Here is a 23873-nt window from a genome sequence, read left to right as displayed (position 1 = left end):
AATAAGAAACCATAGGATGTGTTCTAAAAATGAAAATACAAATAGTATTGTTTGATGGTTTCGGAGAACTTGTCTCTTTCGCACCGTTTGAGGTACTGAAAAGAGCTATAGAAGAAGGGGCTCCATTTATAGTTGAATTCGTTTCGAGTGAACAAAAGCAGGAAGTTATTACCTCGTTTGGAGTTACAGTTAAACTACATGATTTTTTACGAATGGAGAATCGTCCAGATTTGTTAATTGTACCTGGTGGTGGCTGGAATCATAAAGCAGAGCATGGGGCACGAAAGCAAGCAGAGCTTGGAACTTTGACTAAAATGATTAGCGAGATGCACAATGCAGGAACAATCGTTGCTGGTGTGTGTACAGGAGGTATGCTATTAGCTGCCTCTGGTATATTGAACGGTCGAAAGGCAACGATGCACTATTTGGCACAGGATGAAATGAGTGAATACGGGGCAGAGCTTCTTCATTACAGAATTGCGGATCAAGGGGATGTTATCACTGCAAGAGGAGTCACTTCAGGAGTTGATTTGGGGCTTTGGATCACGGAAAGATTCGCAAGCCCTAAAATTGCGGCTGCCGTTGAATACAGAATGGAATATGAGAGGCGAGGTGTTGTTTGGAAGTAATTTGCTTTCTTTTTTATCCTATTTTAAATGGGAGGGGGGGCTGCCCATAAAAGCCCAATTCATATGTACTAATAATCAGTCGGGATGCCAAAACTCTTACTGATTAAAGTTTCATTTTATAATTTTTACTTTATTAAAAGTTGATTTGTTAGAAAGGATAATCATTTATTGATATAATGAATGGATGCGTGGCAGGAAATAGATAGAAAGATACTGCTAGTAATTTATACTTAAAATGTAGGGAGATTGAACAGAGTTATGGGGACAGAAAAAGAAATTAGTTCCGCTAAATTAATATGGAAGATGACGCGCCCGCATACGTTAACGGCGACGTTTTCTCCTGTAATTTTAGGGACAGTGGCATCACTTTATGTTGCTAAAATTGATTGGCTGTTATTTATTGCGATGATGCTTGCATGTTTAGCATTGCAAATAGCAACGAACTTATTTAATGAGTACTATGATTTCAAACGTGGATTAGATACCGCTGAATCCGTTGGCATCGGTGGTGGAATTGTCCGTCATGGATTGAAGCCAAAAAATGTGTTAACAGTTGCGCTTTTATTGTATGTAGTAGCAGCTTTTATTGGCATTTATATTTGTATGAATAGTAGTTGGTGGTTAGTGGTTATTGGTTTAATTGGGATGGCAGTTGGCTATTTATATACAGGTGGTCCACTACCAATTGCGTACACTCCGTTTGGAGAATTAGTTTCTGGGTTGTTAATGGGGACATGTTTTGTACTCATTGCTTTCTTTATTCAAACGAATACTGTAACGATTGAAAGTGTATTGATTTCCATTCCAATTGGAATTTTAGTAGGTGCAATCAATATGTCAAATAACATCCGAGATATCGAAGAAGATATTAAAGGTGGAAGAAAGACATTAGTAATCCTCCTTGGGAGAGAAAAAGCTGTGGTAACACTAGCGGTAGCCTTTTTCATTGCGTATTTATGGATTGCCGTAATTGTATTAATGGGTTATATAAGCCCTTGGGCATTAGTTATGTTCCTAGGTTTGAGAAAGCCAATTTCTGCGATTCAAAGTTTCCAAAAAGGGGCAAAGGATCCTGGATATATGCGCATCGCAATGAAATCAACAGCGATGACAAATACGATTTTCGGCTTCTTGTTGTCAGCAGGATTATTAATTAGTTATTTGTTTTAAATAACTTAACCCCAATTTCTCGATTTTAGTATAGAGAAATTGGGGTTTTATTTTGAGTTTTTTACGTTATAAACTATTATCATTTGAAATGTATATACCAATAAATTGCAACTTCATCACTTGTCTTATCCAAACCTTTATAAACAAGAAAATCAAACCCACCAATTACAAATCCACATTTTTCATAAAATTTACATGCTGCGACATTATTATTTTGCGTTTCAAGCATGATACCTGGCATATTTCCTTTTTTTGCCCACTGCTTTGCTTGATCAACTAATCTTTTACCAACTCCGAGTGTACGATATTTTTTATCTACCGTTATATCTTCTATGTAAGCATAGTGGTTCCAATTCTTTTTCAATACCATTAATCCAATGATTTGGTTATGTAACAGTGCTATGTAAATGACTTGATTAGGTTTATTTATATATTCATTGTAAGCCAGTTCTTCATTATCATCTTGATTTTGTAAATAACTTTTTTCATAACTTGGAACGTCTTCTACTGTATATTCTATACGTTTATTTCCTTTGGAAAGAGAAAGAATTAACCGAGCATTCACTATAAAACTGTCATCAATCTCCGGGAGATTATCTAAATCATTTGTTTCTAACTCTCTAATTACAAGGTTCATCGGGGCACCTCCACATAATAATATTTCTTCTAGTTCTTCATTTGGTTCAAATGAATTCCAATTACAAAATTATAATAGAATTTCAATAGTACGGCTATCTTTGTATTTTATCTTTATACCAGTATGTTGTTATCTTGATATAAAAATATTGTTTAGAAAGAGTAGTATCTTTTATTTTGGATGTATATCCAGTTTTCAAATTTAACTGTAGTAGAGAAACAAATATTTTTTAAAGAGTGGATGCCATACGTTATTCTTTAACTAAATTCGACATTATCTGCATTTTATCTTCACCTTCCTCTATTAATCTATTTATTGTAAACATCAGCTGGAGTTAATGCTCAGCTGTATAAATAATGAATATAAAAATTAATAGGGAAAGGATCGAAAAATAATGAAAGAATCACAAAGTAAGAAAAAAACAAGTCGACTAACTAAGGTAATAATATCTCTAGGAGTTGTTTTAGCAACGACCTTTTTCACCTTCTTTTTAATTGGAAAATGGAACTCTATCCCAGCGAAGGGAATAGCTAACGAAAGTAGTAATCAAGTTAACACGCAACAACAAGAAAAGAAAAAGGAAACATCACCAGCAAAACAGAAAAGACCTGATGGAAAACCGGTAGGAAAAGTTGTGTATTTAACATTCGATGACGGTCCTAGCGAACTAACTGGGAAATTTTTAGATGTACTAAAAGAGCAACATGTTGCTGCGACATTTTTTATGCAAGGTAGCAATTTACAAAATACAGGTTTTCAGGAAAACGTAAAACGAGCGGTAAAAGAAGGACATTATATTGGTGCTCATAGTATGACACATAATAGTGATAAGCTATACAAAAAAGGACAATTTGTAACGGAGATGAAAGAAACGTTAGCTCTTATTCATAATATTACGGGTACAACTCCTAAACTAGTCCGTCCCCCATATGGATCTGCACCAGGATTAAAGGGCGAGGACATTCGTAACAAAATCGTAGAAGCAGGAATAAAAGTTTGGGATTGGACGATAGATTCAAATGATTGGAAATTAAAAGATAATCCCATTCAGATTATCGAAAATGTAAAGAAACAGACAACAGAAGAAGTTGAAGTTGTATTAATGCATGAAAAGGCGCAAACATTACAAGCTCTTCCTGAAATTATTAAATTTTATAAAGAGCAAGGGTATGAATTTGGGGTATATAATGACGAGGATCATTTTCGTCTAAACTTCCAAAAAGATCAACGTCTATAGTATAAACATAGTTATTTTAAAAAGGTGTTTTTATTACTAAATCAATAATTAAGCCAAAAGACGATTTCCTATACAATAAAGAAATCGGCTTTTTTTATAAAGTTGACTTTTTGATCAAAAAGGTTTATTCTACTTGTGCAAGTAACGACTTGCATTCGGGTTTGGATAAAGATTATGTGAAAGTTGGATGAAACGTGAATGAAATGACAAATACATCAGAACGTATTATTGAGGCTTTTTTAGAACTATTTCGCACTCATGGCTATAAGGGAACGACGACTCGCTCGATTTCGGAATTAGCGGGCGTAAACGAAGTAACGATCTTTCGGAATTTCGGAAGCAAAAAGAATATTATGGAAAAAGCTGTCGAATCTTTATCGCGTGATATGGAATTGAATAAATTAATGCCTGGAGAGATGACTTGGAATCTTGAAGATGACTTGCTATCTATTGCAGAAGGATATCTTGCATATATAGAAAAGTTAAAGGATTTAATTTTGATTAGTTTTCAGGAAGCTGAAATGTTCCCAGAGCTCAAAGAAAAAATTGCATTAATTCCTAAACAATTAAAAGATAATTTGGTTTCATATTTCATTGAGATGAGAGAAAAGGGAAAGCTTATTGAAACTGATATGGAAGCTCAGGCGATGAACTTTATTTGGATGAATTTCGGTTACTTTCTTTCTAACTCACGCTTTGGTGACAATTTATTTTCCAATTCAAAAGAGATTTTTTTAAAACATAGTGTCCAACTATTTTCTAGGGGGCTAACTCCCTAGGTCTTTTTTTGTACCTAATGCAAGTAAGTACTTGCTATAATGAAACAACAAGGAGTACGACAATGAAAACTTTAAAAAATTTCTTTAAATTCCCTCCAACATTCATTGGAATTGCAACAGCATTTGCCTTTCTGTTAATTTTCTTTTGTGTGTGGATGACTGCATACGATGGTGTTACGGATCGGGTAAACCAATTAAAAGTCGGATTAGTTAATGAAGATAATCAAATGGGAACCGATATTGAAAAAAGCTTGAAGGAAAATCTACCCTTTAAAGTTAAAAGCTATAGCTCGGTAACGCACGCCCAAAAAGATATGGATAACAGGAACTTAGATATGGTTATTCAAATTCCTGCAAATTTCTCAAGTCTATTGAAAGAAAATAATACTACAGAGATTAACTATTTCATCAATCAAGCAAACTCATCTTTGGCAAAACAGATTATGGAAGGCGCGGCAAAGGATATTACGCAAACAGTTAATAAAAATGTATATGCGTATAAACAAAAGCTTATTTCATCTAACCTATCTAACGAACTAAGTACAGTGATGCCGTCAGAAGAATTGGTCCAAAAGTTATCAGAAAACATTACGAAAGCTATGAGTTCATTAAACATTGATTCTGTGCAATCATCTGTCGAAAAAACAAACAATACAGATGGCTTTGCAGCAACCATGATTCCATTTTTAATTGTTCTTGCTTCATGGGTTGGAGCGATGCTTATGAGTTTAAATCTTAATATTGTTGCAACAATATTAAAAAACACGCACGGAAAATGGTCTATATTTTTATCAAGACAAGTTATTAACATTGTCGTATCTGTTATTTTAGCTATTATCACGTTATTATTAATGACCTTATTTAATGTTAAATTGAATACAAGCTTGTTTGAAACATGGATCTTCCAAACTCTTGTCTTTTTCTCTTTTTTAAGCGTAACGCAAATGTTTATCGTTCTATTTGGTCCTGCTGGTATGATGTTTAATATCATATCGCTGTCAGTACAATTAGTTACTTATGGAGTAATTGTTCCAAAAGTGTTGCTATCCAATTTTTACCAAATTGTCGGTTCTCTTTTCCCTGGAACTTATGTAGCTGACGGATATCAAACAATAATTTTTGGTGGGGGAAATCTATCACACGATATGAATATTCTTCTTTGCACTTCAATTATTACCATTCTTATAGCGGTGGGGAGAATTATGCTGCAAAGAGATAGTAAAAGTGAATTGATCAAACAAACTGCCAACAGATAAAAAGCTTATATTACATGTGAAGTGCACCCTGATTGCTAAACAAAGTCTAACAATCGAGGGGCACTTTTTTTAGTCAAATTCTCTTAGCGTACGAAATTCGCGTTTTTCTCCGTAGCGAAATAGGGCTCATATGCTCTAACCTCATTCTATTAGTAAATAGCCTGCAATCATTGTCCTCTGTACATGAAATAAATTTGGTTTGTAATATAATCTGAACTAAAATGAAGTCCGTTTTTTATCCACCACATAATGATTCCTACCAATGAAGCGGTTTTAATCTCAATGGCAACATAATCTTCGGGTAGCTCTGTCTCACTATTATTTCTGCGCGTTTCTACTAATTTCTTTATTAATAGAAATAATTGTTCCTCAAAATGATTCATATTAAATAAAACAGATAAATAATTTCGATGAATATATAAATAATCAAGCAATTGTGTTAGCTGTTGTTTTTCTGATAAATTGCTTACGTGTATTAAAGCGGTAATTTTATTAGAAAGTTCGTTTAAAATTTCATCAGTGAGTTGCATGAGTAAATCCTGAATATCTTGATAGTGTAAGTAAAATGTTGTCCGATTTAATCCAGCTTCGTTTGCAATTTTCTGGACTGTTAAATTTGAAATAGTGGATTCCTCTTGTAAAAGGGAATAGACGGCATTTTTAAACATTTCTCTTGAACGAAGTGTACGAGGATCCTCTTTTTTAGATGTAGACATTTTGAAACTCCTTTATAGATTTTTCTTTGACTTTCTCGACATAGCATATTTTCAATGTCGATTAATGAACATTTTTAACAAAATTGTTCATGGTCAGGAATATGTATCTTTGTTACTATGAATTTTATCGACACTGTGTCGATAATGCAACTATAGAAAAAGGGAGTTTACAAATGGAGAAGGGAATAACAGAAAAAAATAAGAAAATTTTATTACTTGTACTAATTGCTGGATGTTTTTTATCAACATTAAACCAGACGTTACTTAATGTGGCAATGAGTAAATTAATGGAAGTATTTGATGTTACAGCTACAACTGTACAATGGTTAGCAACAGGTTTTATGCTCGTAAACGGTGTTTTAGTGCCAATTACGGCATTTTTAATGAAACGTTTTACAACGAGGCAATTATTTATTAGCTCAATGATTTTTTTATTGATCGGAACATTACTATGTGCCGGTGCCATCAATTTTGGCATGTTATTAACAGGAAGAATGATTCAAGCAATTGGGGCAGGAATTATTATGCCGCTCATGATGACAGTTATTTTATATTTATATCCTAGTGAAAAGCGCGGGAGTGTTATGGGAACTATCGGCTTTGCTATGATTTTTGCGCCAGCCATTGCTCCAACGTTATCTGGTTTTATCATTGAATATGTATCATGGAGATGGTTATTTATTGGATTAGCTCCATTTGTATTCATCGTCATTATTCTTGCGCTAAAATATTTAATGAACGTTGCAGATACGACAAAAGCAAGATTGGATATTGTAAGTGTCATTTTATCAACGATTGGCTTTGGTTGTGTTTTATTTGGATTCAGTAGTGCAGGAAGTAAGGGATGGGATCACCCGATTGTTATTACGACAATTATTACCGGGGTACTTGTTACAACGCTATTTTGCTTACGTCAAATAAAGTCTAACGATCCATTATTAAATTTATCCGTATTTAAGTATAAAATTTTTACTCTTACATCAGTGATCAATGTACTTATCACGATGATTATGTATGCTGATTTAATTCTTTTACCGATTTACTTACAAAACGGAAGAGGATTTACTGCATTTGAATCAGGTTTACTTCTATTACCTGGAGCGGTCATTAATGCATTCTTATCACCAATTACAGGTAAAATGTATGATAAATACGGAGCAAAACCACTCTTTATTACAGGGTTAGTATTTATCATTATTTCGATGTGGGGGGTAATTGATTTAACTGAATCCACAACGTATATGTATGTAATGGTGCGTACTATTCTTTTACGGATTGGGTTAAGTTTCATTTCAATGCCTTTAAATACAGCAGGACTAAATGCTTTACCTAGAGAATTAGGTTCACATGGTTCAGCCGTAAATAATACGGTTCGTCAATTAGCTGGTGCTATTGGAACAGCTGTTGTTATTACTATATATACAACTCAAGCAACTTCACACGCTTCAGAGTTATCTTTAGAAAATGGAAACATTACAGCTATTCAACTAGCGAAATTATCCTCTATTTTCGGCTCAAGCGATGCGTATCTATTCATGTTATTTTTATCTTTCGTAGCATTAATCTTTGCATGTTTCATGCCTAAAAAAGTGGCAACTCAAAAACTTGAAAGTAAGGCAAGTAATTAGAATGGTTTATAGAGTTGTTTAGAAAGTATATGATGGAAGAAAAGCAAGTGATCTAATAATTAAGGTCATTTGCTTTTCTTTTTGTTTATGCACTTAACTGTATTTTGTAAAGATATTAAAGGAGACATGAAAAAATCCACCTACAACAATTAAAAGATTGATTGAAACAATATAAAAAGGACTCGTAAATTTATCCCACTTTAATGGGTAGTAAGACCCCTACCTCAAAATTCAGAGAAAGCAAAGAAGTTAGGTAGGGGATCAACTGCCCATAAAAGTCCGATTGGTGAGGGCTGATTAAAGTTTCACTTTATAAGAGTTCTTTTTTGTAATTGCTATAATTTCTACTTAGGAATTGAAAATAAAATTAATCCGGATTATTATATTGTTATTGTAAATTTATTTTATTGAAGGAGGATACATAGATGAAAAGCTCAAAAGGCTCTATTGAATCAGAGATAAGCAAAGCAATTACTCACTGGGAAAAGGACTACCTAGGACGCGGGTCTATATCCGTTAAGACAGATATATTACGGGATATGATTATCGTAAATTTACAAGGTGTTTTAACGCCGGCTGAATATAGTGTTTGCGAAACAAAAGACGGTATGTTAACGATAAAGAAAAATCGTTCGGAGCTAGTTGAATCTGGAATTGATGATCTGAAAGAGATTATACTAGAATTAACTGGAGAGAAAGTGAAGAGCTTTCATACGGATATAAGCTCCCGTACAGGCGAACGAGTAATGATTTTTAAATTGCTTCATAATCTTGAGGAGAAATTTTAAAAATACCTTAAGGTTAGTGGAAGGATTAAGAAACCTACAAGTTTTGCACTTTATTAACAGGCTAATAATTAAAAACTTGAAGTTATTTAGGTATAATAAATCTTAATTCTAATAACTCTTAAAAAACGGATAAATAAATTGACAAACTGCTTAATATGGTTTATCTTATAATTGTTTTAAAAAATTGATAGATGCTCATTTTAACAGCTTGCTATAATTAAGGCTTTAGCATTTTTTTAATATGTAATATTGACTAAATGAAAAAGTTTCTTAATTAAAAGATAGCGTATAACATAAATTGATATATTGATTGCATAATCTAGGAGATCAGAAATATACATTTCTTTTTAACAGGAGTAATACATACATTATTATCCTCTATAAAATGGGAGCTCTTCAAAAAACTTTATTGAAGTTAGTTGAAGGGAAACCGACAATCTCCATAATTCAATGATGATATAAAATCATTGAATTATGGAAGTTGTCGGTTTTTTTTATGGGAAAAAACGATGCACTAAAAAGAGTGAATGAAAATTGAAATTTAAAAAATTATCTTAATTAAAAGGAATTTTTATAGGTTATTTTCGCTTAGAAGGGAGTATTTAACATGTTAATTTCGCTGAGTTCATCAACACTGTTAACATTATTTTTTATGGCGCTTAGTGCTTCTTGGCTAAGTGGATTATTGTTTTTACATGCAAGGATGCCTTTACGTTTTGTTCATATCCATATTGGTATCGCTGCTTTGCCTTCATTGATTTCTTTACTCGCACTTGTTAATAACAATGGAGATAGAGTTGTGGGGCCTTGGCATCTAGATACTTTAGCTTGGTTAATGGCTTTCTTTGTTCTTACAATTGGTTTAATCATTCAGCGTTTTTCTGTACGTTACTTAATGGGAGACCGCTCATATCGAAAATACTTTGCACTTTTTACATTTACTACAGGTGTATCTTCGGTTGCATGGTTAAGTGACGATCTTCGTTTCATGATCATTTGTTGGGGAGCAACGCTTATAGGATTGGTTCTACTCATAGGGCTAAATAAAGGGTGGAAAGTAGTTAGTGAAGCAACTAAAATCTCTGGCTATTTATTTACAATAAGTTGGATTGCGTTGCTATCAGCTATCATTTGGCTTTTTCAAGTAACTGGACAGTGGCAATTAACATCAGTTTTAACGAATGAAAATGTAGCGCTACATGGAACATTGGAGAGAACAGGAATTAACTTATTAATTATATTAGCGGTGATGATTCCAGCAGCACAATGGCCTTTTCAAAGATGGTTAATTGAGTCCGCTGTTGCTCCAACTCCTGTTTCTGCTATTATGCATGCGGGTTTAGTAAATGCTGGCGGTATCATGTTAACTAGATTTTCACCTCTTTTTCATGATGATATTGCACAAATCATTTTACTTATTTTCTCTAGTATTTCTGTCTTGATAGGTACAGGAATTAGTTTAGTCCAAGTTGATTATAAACGTCAGCTAGTAGGTTCAACTATTGCACAAATGGGATTTATGCTTATTCAATGTGCATTAGGCGCCTATTTAGCGGCTGTTATTCATTTAATTTTACATGGTTTGTTTAAAGCTACACTGTTTTTACAAGCTGGTTCTTCAGTGCAACGTTTTGGGGTAGTGAATCAGTCTAATGAAAAGATGTCCAATTTATGGATTATAGTCGGGCGTGTTTTAGGATTATTTATAGCAATTACTTTCTGGTTTATGACTTCTGGAGAGGGGTATCAACTAGTTAGTGCGTTAATCTTAGGCTGGTCACTATACTTTTCATGGAAACAGCTTGTTGTTTTTGGAGAGGGAAGAATGGGACGAATTGCTGGCGTAATTGTTTTGATTGGATTTTCTCTCATTTACTTTACCGTTCATAATTCTCTTTATAAATGGTTGCATACTGATATTTATCAAAGTGTTCAACCTTCAGCTCCAGCCGTTATCTTTGTTATATGTATTTTACTATTTAGTAGTGTTACTAGTACTTTCGTTACTCGTCATCAATCTTCTACTTTATTCGCTGTACTTTATCTTTGGTTAGTTCGAGTAGGTGAGGCGAGAAGAAAATCAGTAGAAAGTCACCCAAGCTATCTGAAACATTATGTATCAAAGGGAGGTAATTCGTGATGAGCATATCGTCAATATTAAAGAAAGATACAAACATTGATATGCAAGAAAATAATATAAATGATTTAGTTGCATCTGCTAGCCGAGTTATTGCACCACTTTGGCCTATCTCTACGTTTGCAGCTCACCACCCTTGGATGGGACTTGAAAAGCAATCATTTGAACAAGTCGCAAATTGGCTAAAAGAAGCTCGTAATGTGGATATGTATCCTAGTACTTCCATGATTCATTCGGCAAAAGCGAAAGGTGAGATTGAGGAATCATTTTTACAAAGTAGTTTGTCTCGTTGGCTGGATTCACAATCTTTTCATATTCCGCGAGAGAAAGTAGAGGGATTTTGCCAAGCGGCTTTAAAGTTAGAAAAATTACCTTCTAGTCTATTATCATCGCCAGAATTAAATAAACTGGCAGACGAAATGAGTTATATAAATACAGGGAGTATGAAAGCCTCTGTTATGCAGCCAATAAGTTCGCTTATAGAGAATCAAAATAGTGAAAACCTATCTGATATTCTTAATTATCATATCATTAAATGGTGTAAATTATATCTTGATGACTCCGGATCAAGTTGGACGATGCCAAATCGAGAGAAAGGTTTTTATCGTGCATGGCAACACCTTATTACATTTGATCCAGCGCTCAGTAAAAATGAGCGTAAAGTTTTAAAAGATTGGCCACAAGATGCCGAAGTAGCTTTAGCGAGAGCGTTATTTGAACTAGGAATTTCTGAATCTAACATACAAGCTTATCTTGAAGGGCACTTACTTTCTTTACCTGGGTGGGCAGGAATGATACGATGGCGCTCACAACAATCAATTCAGGAACAGGGGCTTTTAATAGAATATTTAGCAGTTCGAATTTCTATGGAGCTGGCTATTGCAAAACCTTATTTACCTTTAAAAAATCAAAAGGTTGAGAAAAAAGTTTCGATCGTCCCACTTATAGCTTCTTGGATCTATTGGGGGAATATTTCAACACGGGAATGGTCACAAATGTCTGCAGCTGAACAAAGCGAATTGTTAGCATTTGCATATCGTTTTGATGAAAATATTCGCAGGAAACTTTGGCTGGAAGCTTGGGAACAAACGCATGCAGAGCAATTAAGAGAGAAGATTGCTTCTAAACAATGTGCAACCAATGATAAAAAGCGTGTATTAGCTCAATTAGCATTTTGTATTGATGTACGTTCAGAACCGTTTCGTCGCCACTTAGAAAAACTAGGTCCGTTTGAAACGTTTGGAATAGCTGGTTTCTTTGGGTTACCAATTGCGACTAGTGAACTAGGTAGTAATGACAGCCATCCTTCTTTGCCAGTTATACTGAAACCGAAGCATCAAATAAAAGAGCTTACAGATGAAAATGAATTTAAATCTTATGAGCAACGTAAGAGGGTAGGCAGTTCGGTGCGTTATACATTTAAAACGATGAAACAGAACGTACTGACAAGTATGGCGCTACCTGAGTTAAGTGGTCCTTTACTTGGTCTACAGATGGTGACAAGAAGCTTTGTCCCAAGAGGAGTTGGTGGTTTCATTCGTAAACTTCGTAAAACTATGTTACAAAAACCTGATACAACATTCTCGCTTAATTATGTTCATGACACAAAAGGTGAGATACCTATCGGTTTTACGAAAGAAGAAAAAGTGAACTATGTGCGTCAAACTTTAAAAATGGTGGGACTGACAGAAAAATTTGCTCCTTTAGTTGTAATGTGTGGACATAGTAGTCAAAGTACGAACAATCCTTATGCGGCAGCACTTGAGTGTGGTGCTTGTGGAGGCGCAGCAGGGGGATTCAATGCAAGAGTTTTCGCTACTTTATGTAATCTTCCAGAAGTAAGAGAGGCGTTGTCTGCTGAAGGCATTAACATTCCTGAGGATACCATTTTTGCAGCAGCTGAACATAAAACAACAGTGGACGAATTGGAATGGATTTACGTCCCAGAACTTTCGAAAACTGCGCAAGAAGCGTTTGATTGTATCGAGACGATTATGCCAAATGTGAGCCAACATGCAAATAGAGAACGTTTAACGCAATTACCTAATTTTAAAACGAAAATAAAAAATCCGAGTAAAGAGGCGCATCGATTTGCAGAAGATTGGAGTGAAATACGTCCAGAATGGGGATTAGCGCGTAATGCATCTTTTATTATCGGAAAGCGTGAATTAACTCAAGATTGTGACTTAGAAGGTAGGGCTTTCCTTCATAATTATGATTGGAAACAGGATGAAAGTGGAGATATATTAGCTAATATTATTGCAGGACCAGGAACAGTTGCGCAGTGGATAAATCTACAATATTACGCATCAACTGTAGCTCCTCACTATTATGGTAGTGGAAATAAAACAACCCAAACCGTAACGGCGGGTCTCGGTGTTATGCAAGGGAATGCTAGTGACCTGTTGCCAGGCTTACCTTGGCAATCCGTTATGCAGTCAGATAGTGAGACGTATCATTCACCACTTCGTTTACTAATTGTCATTCAAGCACCTATTGAATATATAGAACGTTTGTTAAATAATGATTTCACATTTCGAGAAAAAGTTCAAAATGGATGGGTTAGACTTGCAAGTGTTGATCCAGAGGGAAGCTGGAAAAACTGGTAACAATTATTATTGTTACTAGCTTAAAAGTTTCATAAATACAATAATGAAGAAAGGGTGCTCCATATGAATTCAAAGAATAAAAAAGTTTTATTATTAACAGACATTGAACACGGAATAGAGCCTAGTATCCAACAAGTAACTAACATTCAACAAGAAAACATGTTGACTATACACAGCTATGATTCTGTAATTGTACATCCTTATGGAGATATAATGAGATCTATTATTATTGCTATTTATCAAGAAAATGTTAAAGAAATTTTTGTTGTCGGAATAGAGGATAAAAAAACTTCTTCAGTTAATCTACAAACTCAACGTGATTTCATAAAAGATAATATAGAATTAGACTATCTCTTTAAAAATTGCATGCCTGAATTTTCAAGTGGTAGCCTTAATCAATGGCTGAGTGGACAAAAAAATGTTAGTGAAAATATTGAAAAGAGTATAGATATGATCCGTCATCATCCATTAGTACCTTCTGATATTGAAGTTCATGGTTTCATAATTGATAGAACGGGTGAAAAAGAAACGGTTGTTAAAGTTTCTGCTAATAAAGTACTGAAACAAATGGATTTTTATGTGTAAGTTATCGATAGATAAGCAACTTTTATTTGGACTTGTGTCCTTTACAAAGAGCAAAAGAAATCTTCTATAAATGGGGATCTTTTGCTCTTTTTGTTTGAATTTTTAATGTGTTTTATAGGAGATACCTAATATGTACATAATAAAAATATATAACTTTTTGCATAAAATTTTAAGGACGGATTAGCAGGCGGAAAATAAAAATTTATGTTGTGATTTATTTCAAGATTATTACTAAAAAGAATGGAGATTCTTTAATTATGAGAATAAAACAGTTAAAACCTAAAGTGATATGGAAAAAAAGAATGTTGCTAACTCTTTTTATTGTTTTCGGATTGATTATTGCGGGGGTTGTTTTTTGGAATGTTTCACCTATTCCGAAAGCGTTTCTCATAAAAAAAGCATTTGAAGGTGGAATGTTTGTTCAATCTAATAATTATAAAAACGCTCTAAAAGAGACACGAATTGTTAAAGATATCAATTATAATTCTAAATTTCCTGATGGTACATTAGACATTATTTATCCCAAAAATTTTATAGGGAAAACACCTGTTATTTTTTGGGTGCACGGGGGTGGATTTGTAGGTGGAGATAAATCAGACATTACTGGTTATGCAGTAGAATTAGCTGCTCGTGGTTATACAGTGATAAATATAAATTACGCTCTTGCTCCTAAAAGAAAGTATCCTACACCAGTACTACAACTTGGTGAGGCTTATGAATATATAAAAGCAAATGCAAAGAAATATAATGTAAAACTAGATGACCTATATTTTGCAGGAGATTCTGCGGGAGCGCAAATATCTGGACAATTTGTTACTATTCAAACATCTCCAGATTATGCGAAATTAACCGGGATTGACGCTGTTGTTGCTCCTTCTACAATTAAAGGTATATTGCTATTTTGCGGCCCGTATAATATGCCTGCATTAGCTAAAATGGAAACATCCAAAGAAGTGCAAGACTTTATGCGTACTACTGGCTGGGCTTACTTTGGGAAAAAGAAATTTGAAACATTACCTGAAATGGAAATCGCCTCTATTTATAAACACGTTACAAAAGATTACCCACCAACGTTCATCACAGATGGAAATACTGCATCATTTGAAGAGCAAGGTAAAGCATTAGCTTCTACTTTACAAAATAAAGGAGTATCTGTAGATACACTTTTCTTTGATAAAAATATCTCTGGCGAGTTAGCACATGAATTTCAATTTAAAATGAACACTCCAGCAGGTGAAGAAGCTTTTAACCAAGTTCTTAAATTTCTAAATGAAAATAAATAATATATATACTATTAACTTTTTATAAGCTTAGTTTAATACCATATATGGGTGAACAAAATATTGCATTAATAATCTAATGGTAGCAAAAATAAATTTGATAAGAAGTATATAGTAAGAATGATTTGGAGATACAGATGGGGATATAACTATTTTATTTAGGACGGTGCACTTTAAATGGATTTACAGAAAGGGAAATTATATTGGAACACAACTTTTTCTAATACACCTTCTTATCCTCGGTTGGAAGAAGATATAAAATGTGACGTACTAATAATAGGAGCAGGAAGTTCAGGTGCTCAATCAGCATACTATTTGAGTGAATCAGATTTAAATATTGTTGTCGTTGATAAAAGAAAGGTAGGACACGGGAGTAACCTTACAAATACAGCACTTATTCAATATTTAGGTGACAAGATGTTTTTTGAACTTGTAAATACATTTGGAGAAGAGTATGCAGTTAAGCATATGAAATTATGTGAACAAGCTATTAATGATATTGAATATGCTGATCAAAACTTGCCTTATTGCTCTGATTTTAAACGACGTGACAGTTTATATTATGCAAGTTATGAAGAGGATATAAAGAAATTAGAAAAAGAACTGTATTATTTACATAAGCATGATTTTAAAGCGACTTGGCTATCAGAGGAACAAATTGGACAGAGATATCCATTTAAAAAACGTGCAGCTATTTATACGTATAATGATGGTGAAATAAATCCTTATAAATTTACACATAGTTTATTAGAACAAGCTTCTAATAAAGGAGTTCAAATTTATGAAGATACAGAGATTGTTGGCAAAAAGTTAGAGAAAGAATGTGCTATCTTTTATACAAAGGGGGGCAATTCTATTACTGCCAATAAAGTAATTGTGGCTGCAGGATATGAAGGGTTAGAATTTAAAAAGGAAAAGAACGCTACACTGATTAGCTCATATGCAGTTGTTACTAATCCTATAGAAGATTTATCTTCTTGGTATAAACGTACTCTCATTTGGGAAACTGCGAGACCATATATTTATATGAGAACTACTGCAGATAACAGGATTATTATAGGTGGGTTAGATGAAGATACAAACATTGCTCAAGAAAGAGATTCAAAATTAATCCATAAAAAAGAGAAATTAGTAAATGAATTTAATAAGCTCTTTCCCAATATAACAGTTGAACCTGAATTTTATTTAAGTGCTTTTTATGGTGGTACTCATGATGGTTTACCTATAATTGGAATGTATGAAGAGTTTCCAAATTGTCACTTTATCTATGCGTATGGAGATAATGGATTAGTATATAGTATGGTGTTTTCTAAAATTGTTCGAGATATAATTATTAACGGTTCAAGTCCGGATTTGAATTTATATTTACAAACTAGACCAAAACTAAATGAGTAAGCTACATGTATGCAAAATCAAGGTAGTATAAAAAAGTAATAGTTTTTACGGTTTTAATTACTTTATATAGGAAGCAATTCTACAATTATAATCTCTCCAATATATTTGGGGGGATTTATTTTTTTTTTAATGATTTATTGAAAAATAGTCTAATTAGACTATAATGAGTATATAGTTTAATTAGACTATTTATTTTGTTGAGTGTGAAAAAAGGAGGAAAGAGGTATGGTTGCAAAAGAGAGCAACTTACGCTTAGTGATAGCTGGGTTAATGCTAGGTATTTTAATGGCTGCAATGGATAATACAATTGTTGCCACTTCAATTGGTACAATTGTCTCAGATTTGGGTGGATTGGATAAATTCATCTGGGTTACTTCTGCTTATATGGTTGCAGTTATGGCGGGTATGCCTATTTTCGGGAAATTATCTGATATGTATGGTAGAAAGAGGTTTTATATTTTTGGTTTATTAATCTTCTTAATTGGTTCTGCATTATGTGGTACTGCGCAAAGTATTGTTCAGCTAAGTATTTATCGTGCAATTCAAGGTATAGGTGGGGGGGCACTGATGCCAATCGCCTTTACCATTGTATTTGATATTTTTCCTATTGAAAAAAGAGGGAAAATGACTGGGTTATTAGGGGCCGTATTTGGTTCTTCAAGTGTATTAGGGCCTTTATTAGGTGCGTATATAACAGAAAATATAAGTTGGCATTGGATTTTTTACGTCAATATTCCAATTGGTCTAATGTCATTAATTTTTATTTTAAAAGCTTATAAAGAAAATAATCCACCTACTAAGCAAAATATTGATTGGTGGGGGGCGATAACACTCGTCATAGCAGTAATTAGCTTAATGTTCGCTTTAGAATTGGGAGGAAAAGAATTTAAGTGGGATTCGATACAAATCATTGGGTTATTTGCATCGTTTATTGTATTTTTTGTTGGCTTCCTATTGGTAGAAAGAAAAGTGAAAGATCCGATAATATCATTTTGGATGTTTAAGCGTAAGGAGTTTGCAATATCACAAATTATTACGTTTTTCTATGGAGCAACATTTGTTATTTTAACAGTATTTATTCCTATTTTTGTTCAGGCTGTATATGGTGGAACAGCAACTAATGCTGGATTAATTTTAACCCCAATGATGTTAGGTTCTGTAGTAGGTAGTGCAATTGGTGGAATATTTCAAACGAAAATTAGTTACCGCAACTTGATGTTATTATCTATAATATCCTTTGGGATAGGTATGTATTTGTTAGGAACGATGGATCCACAAACAAGCCGTGTACTTTTAACGATATACATGATTATAACGGGGTTTGGAGTTGGATTTTCGTTCTCTTTGCTTCCCACAGTTTCTATTCATAATATGGAACCGAGATTCCGTGGTTCAGCTACTTCAACAAATTCATTCTTTCGTTCACTAGGTATGACAATTGGAGTAACGATTTTTGGCTCCATTCAAAATAGTACCTTTACAGCTAACTTAAAGGATGCTTTTAAGGGAATAGAACATGGTTCCAGCATGTTAAATAATCTAGGTGATCCGAGTGCAATATTTCGCTCAGATGTAAGGTCCAGTATACCTACTTTTATTCTTGAAAAGGTTATAGCTGCTATGTCATCTTCCATTACTACTGTTTTTCTATTAGCTTTAATTCCAATTATCGTTTCGTTTATGGCAATATTATTTATGGGGAATGTCAAAGCTGGTACAAAGGATAATAAAGTGAATTTGAAGTTATAAATTTTATAAAACAAAAAGATTCTTTACTTATTTTTAGCTTATACTATTGGTATAGGTTATTAAGGAGTGGAGAGTTATGAATACAAAGCTTTTTATGCTGGGTCTTCTTATGGAGAAAAATAGGCATCCGTATGAAGTCCAGCAACTTTTAAAAAATAGTGAAATGAAATATTATATAAAAATTACTAAAGGCTCTTTATATTATACATTTGAGCAACTTGAAAAGAAGGGTTTTATAGAGGTTGTTGATATTATTCGTAATGAACAACGTCCTGAACGGACTATTTACGGTATTACTAAAAGTGGTAAACAAGAATTTGAACATTTATTATTAGAGCAAATGATAAAGAAAGAGGATATGCATCGTCCTATATATGAAGCGCTACTTTTTGCACAATATGGGGAAGAAGAATTAATTCTAGAACAGCTAAAAACTAAAATTTCTCAACTGACGTTATATCTTACTACCCTTCAAAAAGTATATGAAGAGAAGTGTGGAAAAGAGAGTGTAGCTAAGTTATATATATTATCTAGTGTCATTTTACATTTAAGAACAGAGTTAAAAGTTTTACAGAGTTTATATAACACTATAAAAAATGAAAAGATAGATAATATTGGAAATGATGTACTTAGAGAGATAGAAAATCAATGTTTATAGTGACAGATATTATAAAATAAAGAAAAGTATAATATTTTAATTCATAAATTAAAAACGTTAATTTGGACAGGTCTAATAGTATAGGGAACTGTCCATTTTTAATATGTAAATTCTCCATTCAATGTTAAGAAATCTTAATATTTTTGTAGGGTGAAAATTAAGATTTTTTCAGTAGATTGATTGTATGTTCTAAATTAACATTGGAGAGGAATTTATGAATGTTATTTGTTTTATGTAAGAGTATGTGAAGCGGCCTCGGATCGTAGGGGGCTATTTTACCCAGTTCAAATCAACTTGCAAAACAGATGGTTTCTTCAATATGTTTAAAAAAGCAAAGTGTATTATCACGCATTAACGGGTAGTAAGACCCACATCTCAAAATTAAGTGGAAGCAAAGAAGTTAGGTGGGGGGCGGGATTCCCGTAAAAGACCGATTGGTGAGGGCTGATTAAAGTTTCACTTTATACGTGTAAGGTAAAACTAAATGTATAATACTACAGCATAGAACGAGATGTCAGAGAGGAAGAAAATATGATGCAGAAAGAAAAAATTTTGATTGTAGATGATGATATAGAGATAAGAAAAATCGTATCCATTTATTTAAAAAATGAAGGGTATGAAATTATAGATGCATCGGATGCTATAGAAGCTTTAGAAACTTTAAGAAATACAACAATTGATTTAATCATTTTAGATATTATGTTACCGAAAATGGATGGCATAGAGGCTTGTTTAAAAATAAGAGAACAGTATCAAATGCCTATAATTTTTTTGTCAGCTAAAGATGAGGATATAGATAAGATCCAGGGATTAATGAGTGGGGCAGAAGACTACATTACCAAACCGTTTAATCCACTTGAATTAATGGCAAGAATTAAATCTCAATTACGAAGATATCGTGTTTATCAAACAGAAGAAGTAAAACAATTTATTCATGAAATAGGCCATCTTAAGGTAGACGAGGAGACAAGACAAGTTTTCATTAGAAATGAAGAAGTAAGGTTAACTCCAAAGGAATTTGACATACTTTCTTTATTAGTGAGAAATAAAGGAAAGGTTTTTAGTGTAGAAAAAATATACGAGATGGTCTGGGAAGATTCATTTTATAAATCAGATAATACAGTCATGGTTCATATTACTAAAATACGGGAAAAAATTGAAGAAAACCCTCGTCAGCCTGTTTATTTAAAAACAGTATGGGGAGTTGGCTATAGAGTATGATCGATCGTACGAAATTAAGGGATAATATATTCTTTTCTACACGCTTAAATATAAAGCTTATTTTAATTTTTTTGCTCTGTTTCATCGTTGCGGTTGTTACTTTTTTTCTCATAGCAATGAAAAGTGCAAATCTACTTTCTTATAATCAACAGATTGAAAAAGAAGCCGAAATAAGGGAAATAGCGATAGGGATAACTAATGATATACAAAAGCGTAATTTGGAATCTGGGCATATAGAACAAGTTATACCGATGATTCAATCTATCCAAAAGAAGAATGAAAATTTAAGGTTTTTAGTATTAGATTATAAAGGCCATATTATCTATCGTTCACATAATTTTCAATTGCAGGATAATCTCCCACAGGAATTATTACAGGAGAAATTAAATGTTACACCAAACGTCAGAAATCCTTTGTTTGAGAAGTTCATATTGTTTGTTTCACCAGTTTCATTTCAAGATGGAATTGGATATGTAATGGTACAATCTCCAAATTCGAATAAAACAATCTCACCAACTCAATATAATCAAAATTTATTACTTGCTTTGGTGAGCAGTATATTAATTTTCATCCTTTTATTTTTGCTGTTTATGATCCCTATTACAAGATACATTAAAGAAATTGAACGAGGTATTCAAAAGATTGTAAAAAAAGATTGGAAACATTCCATACGTGTTAAAGGAAAAGATGAATTATCTTCTTTAGCTTATAATATTAATTGGATGGCTAGTCAATTAAGGGAGCGTTTTGAGAAAGAGAGAGCAATTGAGAAAGGTAAAAGTGAATTTATTACCAATATTTCTCATGATTTGCGTACCCCTTTAACGTCTATTATTGGATATTTAGCATTAGTAAATGAAAAACAATATCGAAATAAAGAAGAATTAGAAATGTATATTCAAAATACGTATAATTTAACATTAAAATTAAAAACTCTCATTAATGAATTGTTTGAATACACAAAATTATCTTTACCTGATGTTAAGTTGAGAAAAGAAAAAGTAGAATTGGGCAATTTGTTAGGTCAGCTAGTAGGAGAGTATATCCCGATTTTTGAAAAACAGCAATTAATTGTTAAACTAAATATCATTAATAAGGATATTTGGGTATGGGCAGATATAGAAAAACTGGTGCGTGTATTTGATAATTTACTATCTAATACTGAAAAATATAGTTTTTCAAATTCAACAGTAATAGTGGAACTAAAAAAAGAAGAAGATAAGGCATTTATTTGTATTACAAATAAAACAGATCATCTTGAAGCACAAGAATTAAGCAAGATGTTTGAGAAGTTTTATCGAGTTGATAAATCACGGTCGAGTCAAATACATGGATCCGGAATTGGTTTAGCAATTGTAAAGCGCACAATTGAATTGCATGAGGGTAAAGTATGGGCTGAAAGTCATGGAAATAGTCTTACGATACATGTAGAATTACAACTTTTAAAAAATGTTTAAAAACTATTTAAGAATTTTCATTATGTAACTAATATAAATGCTTAAATAAAGCATTTATAAATAATAGTAGGCTTCTTTTGGTAACCATTGCATGAATGCCATGCCCAAATGGGGAAATCTATAGTAAAGTCAATACCTTTCTGTTTCATGTGTCTTACAATGTATTTATATGCTTTGCAATCTTCTTTACTAACAAAAATAGGATTGGCTATAAGCTTACCTTCATTCAAAAGTGTATTTATAGCATTTTGGTTTTGAAAAGTCCATAGGATTGTTGAATCAATAAATGTATTTAAGTTTGATTGTTTATCAAATTGTTTTTTCATCTTTCGCTCCATTTTCTTTTTTATTTTGCAGAATTAAGAATAAATATGACTAATCGGACAATAAGAAATACCTATGCTAGATACAATTGTAAATGCTTATTTAAAGTAACAGCAAGGAATAACCTTTGTATATAGAGTGTACAATACATGCAAAACAGGATTAAAGAAGATTTTAAATATAATATGAAATAGTACAAAATAAGAATTTGATATATCTTTTATATATAAACTATTAATTGAAGTTTGTAATTACACATTATAGTTAGTATACTAACTATATAATTAGTGTGCTAACTATATTGGGGGTTATATGAATAATTTAGGCTATTTATTACACAAGGTAAGTATAATGACGAAAACAGAATTATCAAATCAATTAAAAGAATATAAAATAACAGCTCAGCAATGGTCTGTGTTAAAGGATATATCTCTTTATCCAAATGGAACCACCCCAGCTATGATTGCTGAAAGGCTCTTAGCAGACCGTCCAACAGTAACCGGGATTATACAAAGATTATTGCAAAAAGAATGGATTCTTATAAAACATAATCCTAAAGATAAACGGTCACATTTAATATTTTTAACAGATGAAGCTAAGACATTAATACAGGAGATAGAAAATGTAAGCGATGAAGTTATAAAAAATGCTACAGCTAGTATTCCTAAAGAGGAAGTAGAAAATACAGTTCGAGTTTTGCAAAGTATGATTCAAAATTTACAAAAAAATAAAGGGTGATTAAAATGATTTTAGTAACAGGTGCTACAGGGAATGTAGGAAAAGAGGTTGTAAAATGCCTAATAAAAAGAAATGCTACTTTCAAAGTCACAACGCGCAGTAGAGAAACTGAAGGAGTGTATTTTGATTTTGAAAATCCTTCATCTGTAAAGGCGGCTTTAACAGGTGTTACTAAAATCTTTCTAATAAGACCACCACATCTAGCTGATGCAAAAAAGTATTTCCAGCCTGTTGTAGATGCCGCAAAAGAAATAGGTATAAAACACATTGTATTTTTATCTTTATTAGGTGTAGAAAAAAATCCGATAGTACCTCATGCTAAAATTGAAGCTATGATAAAGGCTTCTGGGATCCCTTACACATTCCTAAGACCGAGTTTTTTTATGCAAAATTTATTATCACAACATGGTGATGAATTAAGAAATAAAAAAATAATTGAAGTACCTGCTGGTAAAGGGGAAACAAGTTTTATAGATGTACGGGATATTGGAGAAGTTGCAGCTAAAATATTAACCGAAGAGGGACATGAATTTAAAGCTTATTCTTTAACGGGAAATGAGGCATTAACATATTATGAAGTTGCTGCTATTATTTCAAAAATAATAAATAAAGATATTACTTATACAAATCCAAGTATATTTAAATTTAGAAAAAGAATGATTCAAAAGGGACTTAACAGTGACTTTATTTGGGTTATGATTGGAATATATACAACTGCAAAATTAGGGTTAGCTAAAAAAGTCACATCAGATTTATCGAATTTACTAGATAGAAGTCCAATAACTATGGAAACGTTTGTTTACGATTACAAAGAATTATTAATATAATAATGCAAAAGTAAAAAAGAGGATTATTCACATAAAGAATCTATTATGTTTTA

20 protein-coding genes and 1 pseudogene are annotated in these 23873 nt (G+C 32.7%); 18 read left to right on the top strand and 3 right to left on the bottom strand.

The window, feature by feature from the left end; translation table 11 throughout:
* Positions 1-29 precede the first annotated feature (29 nt).
* On the top strand, positions 30-629 hold the full coding sequence (locus D1166_RS04015) for a DJ-1/PfpI family protein (RefSeq protein ID WP_000701553.1): 600 nt from the start codon (positions 30-32) through the stop codon (positions 627-629).
* Positions 630-887: 258 nt separating this feature from the next.
* Complete coding sequence (menA, locus tag D1166_RS04010; protein ID WP_000536369.1) at positions 888-1799, top strand: 1,4-dihydroxy-2-naphthoate polyprenyltransferase; 912 nt, start codon at positions 888-890, stop codon at positions 1797-1799.
* 79 nt (positions 1800-1878) lie between these two features.
* Here menA and satA read toward each other — a convergent pair whose 3' ends face one another.
* Positions 1879-2436 (bottom strand): streptothricin N-acetyltransferase SatA, encoded by a 558-nt coding sequence (satA, locus tag D1166_RS04005; RefSeq protein WP_001054993.1) that lies wholly within the window; start codon positions 2434-2436, stop codon positions 1879-1881.
* A gap of 394 nt (positions 2437-2830) precedes the next feature.
* Here satA and D1166_RS03995 point away from each other — a divergent pair, with 394 nt between their 5' ends.
* The 3 genes from D1166_RS03995 to D1166_RS03985 all read left to right on the top strand — a co-directional run bounded on the left by D1166_RS03995 (position 2831) and on the right by D1166_RS03985 (position 5708).
* Positions 2831-3673 (top strand): polysaccharide deacetylase family protein, encoded by an 843-nt coding sequence (locus D1166_RS03995; RefSeq protein WP_074595464.1) that lies wholly within the window; start codon positions 2831-2833, stop codon positions 3671-3673.
* Positions 3674-3867: 194 nt separating this feature from the next.
* The gene (locus D1166_RS03990) at positions 3868-4452 is read left to right on the top strand and encodes a TetR/AcrR family transcriptional regulator (RefSeq protein WP_001004645.1); all 585 of its coding nucleotides are present in this window, start codon (positions 3868-3870) and stop codon (positions 4450-4452) included.
* Between the two features lie 17 nt (positions 4453-4469).
* Positions 4470-5708 carry a YhgE/Pip domain-containing protein gene (locus D1166_RS03985; protein ID WP_255422322.1) on the top strand — a complete coding sequence of 413 codons (1239 nt, stop codon included), beginning with the start codon at positions 4470-4472 and terminating at the stop codon, positions 5706-5708.
* A gap of 167 nt (positions 5709-5875) precedes the next feature.
* Here the strand turns inward: D1166_RS03985 and D1166_RS03980 are convergent, their stop codons facing one another.
* Entirely contained in the window at positions 5876-6424 is a 549-nt protein-coding gene (locus D1166_RS03980; protein ID WP_000107858.1) for a TetR/AcrR family transcriptional regulator, read from the bottom strand.
* Between the two features lie 173 nt (positions 6425-6597).
* On the opposite strand from D1166_RS03980, the gene D1166_RS03975 reads away from it, so the two are divergent.
* The 11 genes from D1166_RS03975 to D1166_RS03920 all read left to right on the top strand — a co-directional run bounded on the left by D1166_RS03975 (position 6598) and on the right by D1166_RS03920 (position 21931).
* Entirely contained in the window at positions 6598-8052 is a 1455-nt protein-coding gene (locus tag D1166_RS03975) for a DHA2 family efflux MFS transporter permease subunit (protein ID WP_000410726.1), read from the top strand.
* Between the two features lie 425 nt (positions 8053-8477).
* Complete coding sequence (locus D1166_RS03970; RefSeq protein WP_000842548.1) at positions 8478-8840, top strand: Na-translocating system protein MpsC family protein; 363 nt, start codon at positions 8478-8480, stop codon at positions 8838-8840.
* A gap of 607 nt (positions 8841-9447) precedes the next feature.
* Positions 9448-10980, top strand: a complete 1533-nt coding sequence (locus D1166_RS03965; RefSeq protein WP_000908923.1) for an NADH dehydrogenase subunit 5 — start codon at positions 9448-9450, stop codon at positions 10978-10980.
* Entirely contained in the window at positions 10980-13586 is a 2607-nt protein-coding gene (locus tag D1166_RS03960) for a DUF2309 domain-containing protein (protein WP_000028355.1), read from the top strand. The genes D1166_RS03965 and D1166_RS03960 overlap by 1 nt, the downstream gene beginning before the upstream one ends.
* Before the next feature lie 63 nt (positions 13587-13649).
* Positions 13650-14171, top strand: a complete 522-nt coding sequence (locus D1166_RS03955) for a carbonic anhydrase (protein ID WP_001086250.1) — start codon at positions 13650-13652, stop codon at positions 14169-14171.
* Between the two features lie 257 nt (positions 14172-14428).
* On the top strand, positions 14429-15454 hold the full coding sequence (locus D1166_RS03950) for an alpha/beta hydrolase (RefSeq protein ID WP_001220685.1): 1026 nt from the start codon (positions 14429-14431) through the stop codon (positions 15452-15454).
* Positions 15455-15628: 174 nt separating this feature from the next.
* The gene (locus D1166_RS03945) at positions 15629-16846 is read left to right on the top strand and encodes an NAD(P)/FAD-dependent oxidoreductase (protein WP_000365644.1); all 1218 of its coding nucleotides are present in this window, start codon (positions 15629-15631) and stop codon (positions 16844-16846) included.
* A 225-nt stretch (positions 16847-17071) separates the two neighbouring features.
* Complete coding sequence (locus D1166_RS03940; protein ID WP_000225814.1) at positions 17072-18595, top strand: MDR family MFS transporter; 1524 nt, start codon at positions 17072-17074, stop codon at positions 18593-18595.
* 76 nt (positions 18596-18671) lie between these two features.
* The gene (locus D1166_RS03935; RefSeq protein WP_001093176.1) at positions 18672-19253 is read left to right on the top strand and encodes a PadR family transcriptional regulator; all 582 of its coding nucleotides are present in this window, start codon (positions 18672-18674) and stop codon (positions 19251-19253) included.
* 534 nt (positions 19254-19787) lie between these two features.
* Positions 19788-20474, top strand: coding sequence for a response regulator transcription factor (locus D1166_RS03925; RefSeq protein ID WP_001168370.1), 687 nt, complete (start codon positions 19788-19790; stop codon positions 20472-20474).
* The gene (locus D1166_RS03920; protein ID WP_000567229.1) at positions 20471-21931 is read left to right on the top strand and encodes a sensor histidine kinase; all 1461 of its coding nucleotides are present in this window, start codon (positions 20471-20473) and stop codon (positions 21929-21931) included. The genes D1166_RS03925 and D1166_RS03920 overlap by 4 nt, the downstream gene beginning before the upstream one ends.
* A 65-nt stretch (positions 21932-21996) precedes the next feature.
* On the opposite strand, the pseudogene D1166_RS03915 reads toward D1166_RS03920, so the two are convergent.
* Positions 21997-22257: pseudogene (locus tag D1166_RS03915) on the bottom strand (DUF3841 domain-containing protein); the annotation flags it as partial.
* Positions 22258-22567: 310 nt separating this feature from the next.
* Between D1166_RS03915 and D1166_RS03910 the strand changes: the two are divergent.
* Both D1166_RS03910 and D1166_RS03905 read left to right on the top strand, forming a co-directional pair.
* Positions 22568-22993, top strand: coding sequence for a MarR family winged helix-turn-helix transcriptional regulator (locus tag D1166_RS03910; protein WP_001061038.1), 426 nt, complete (start codon positions 22568-22570; stop codon positions 22991-22993).
* Positions 22994-22998: 5 nt separating this feature from the next.
* Positions 22999-23820, top strand: a complete 822-nt coding sequence (locus D1166_RS03905; RefSeq protein WP_000604771.1) for an SDR family oxidoreductase — start codon at positions 22999-23001, stop codon at positions 23818-23820.
* Positions 23821-23873: the final 53 nt, after the last annotated feature.

Source organism: Bacillus sp. ISO11 (assembly GCF_003458115.1).
Taxonomy (GTDB): domain Bacteria; phylum Bacillota; class Bacilli; order Bacillales; family Bacillaceae_G; genus Bacillus_A; species Bacillus_A cereus.
The sequence above is the reverse complement of the archived record's forward strand: the minus strand, read 5'-3'. Positions and strand labels throughout refer to the sequence as shown.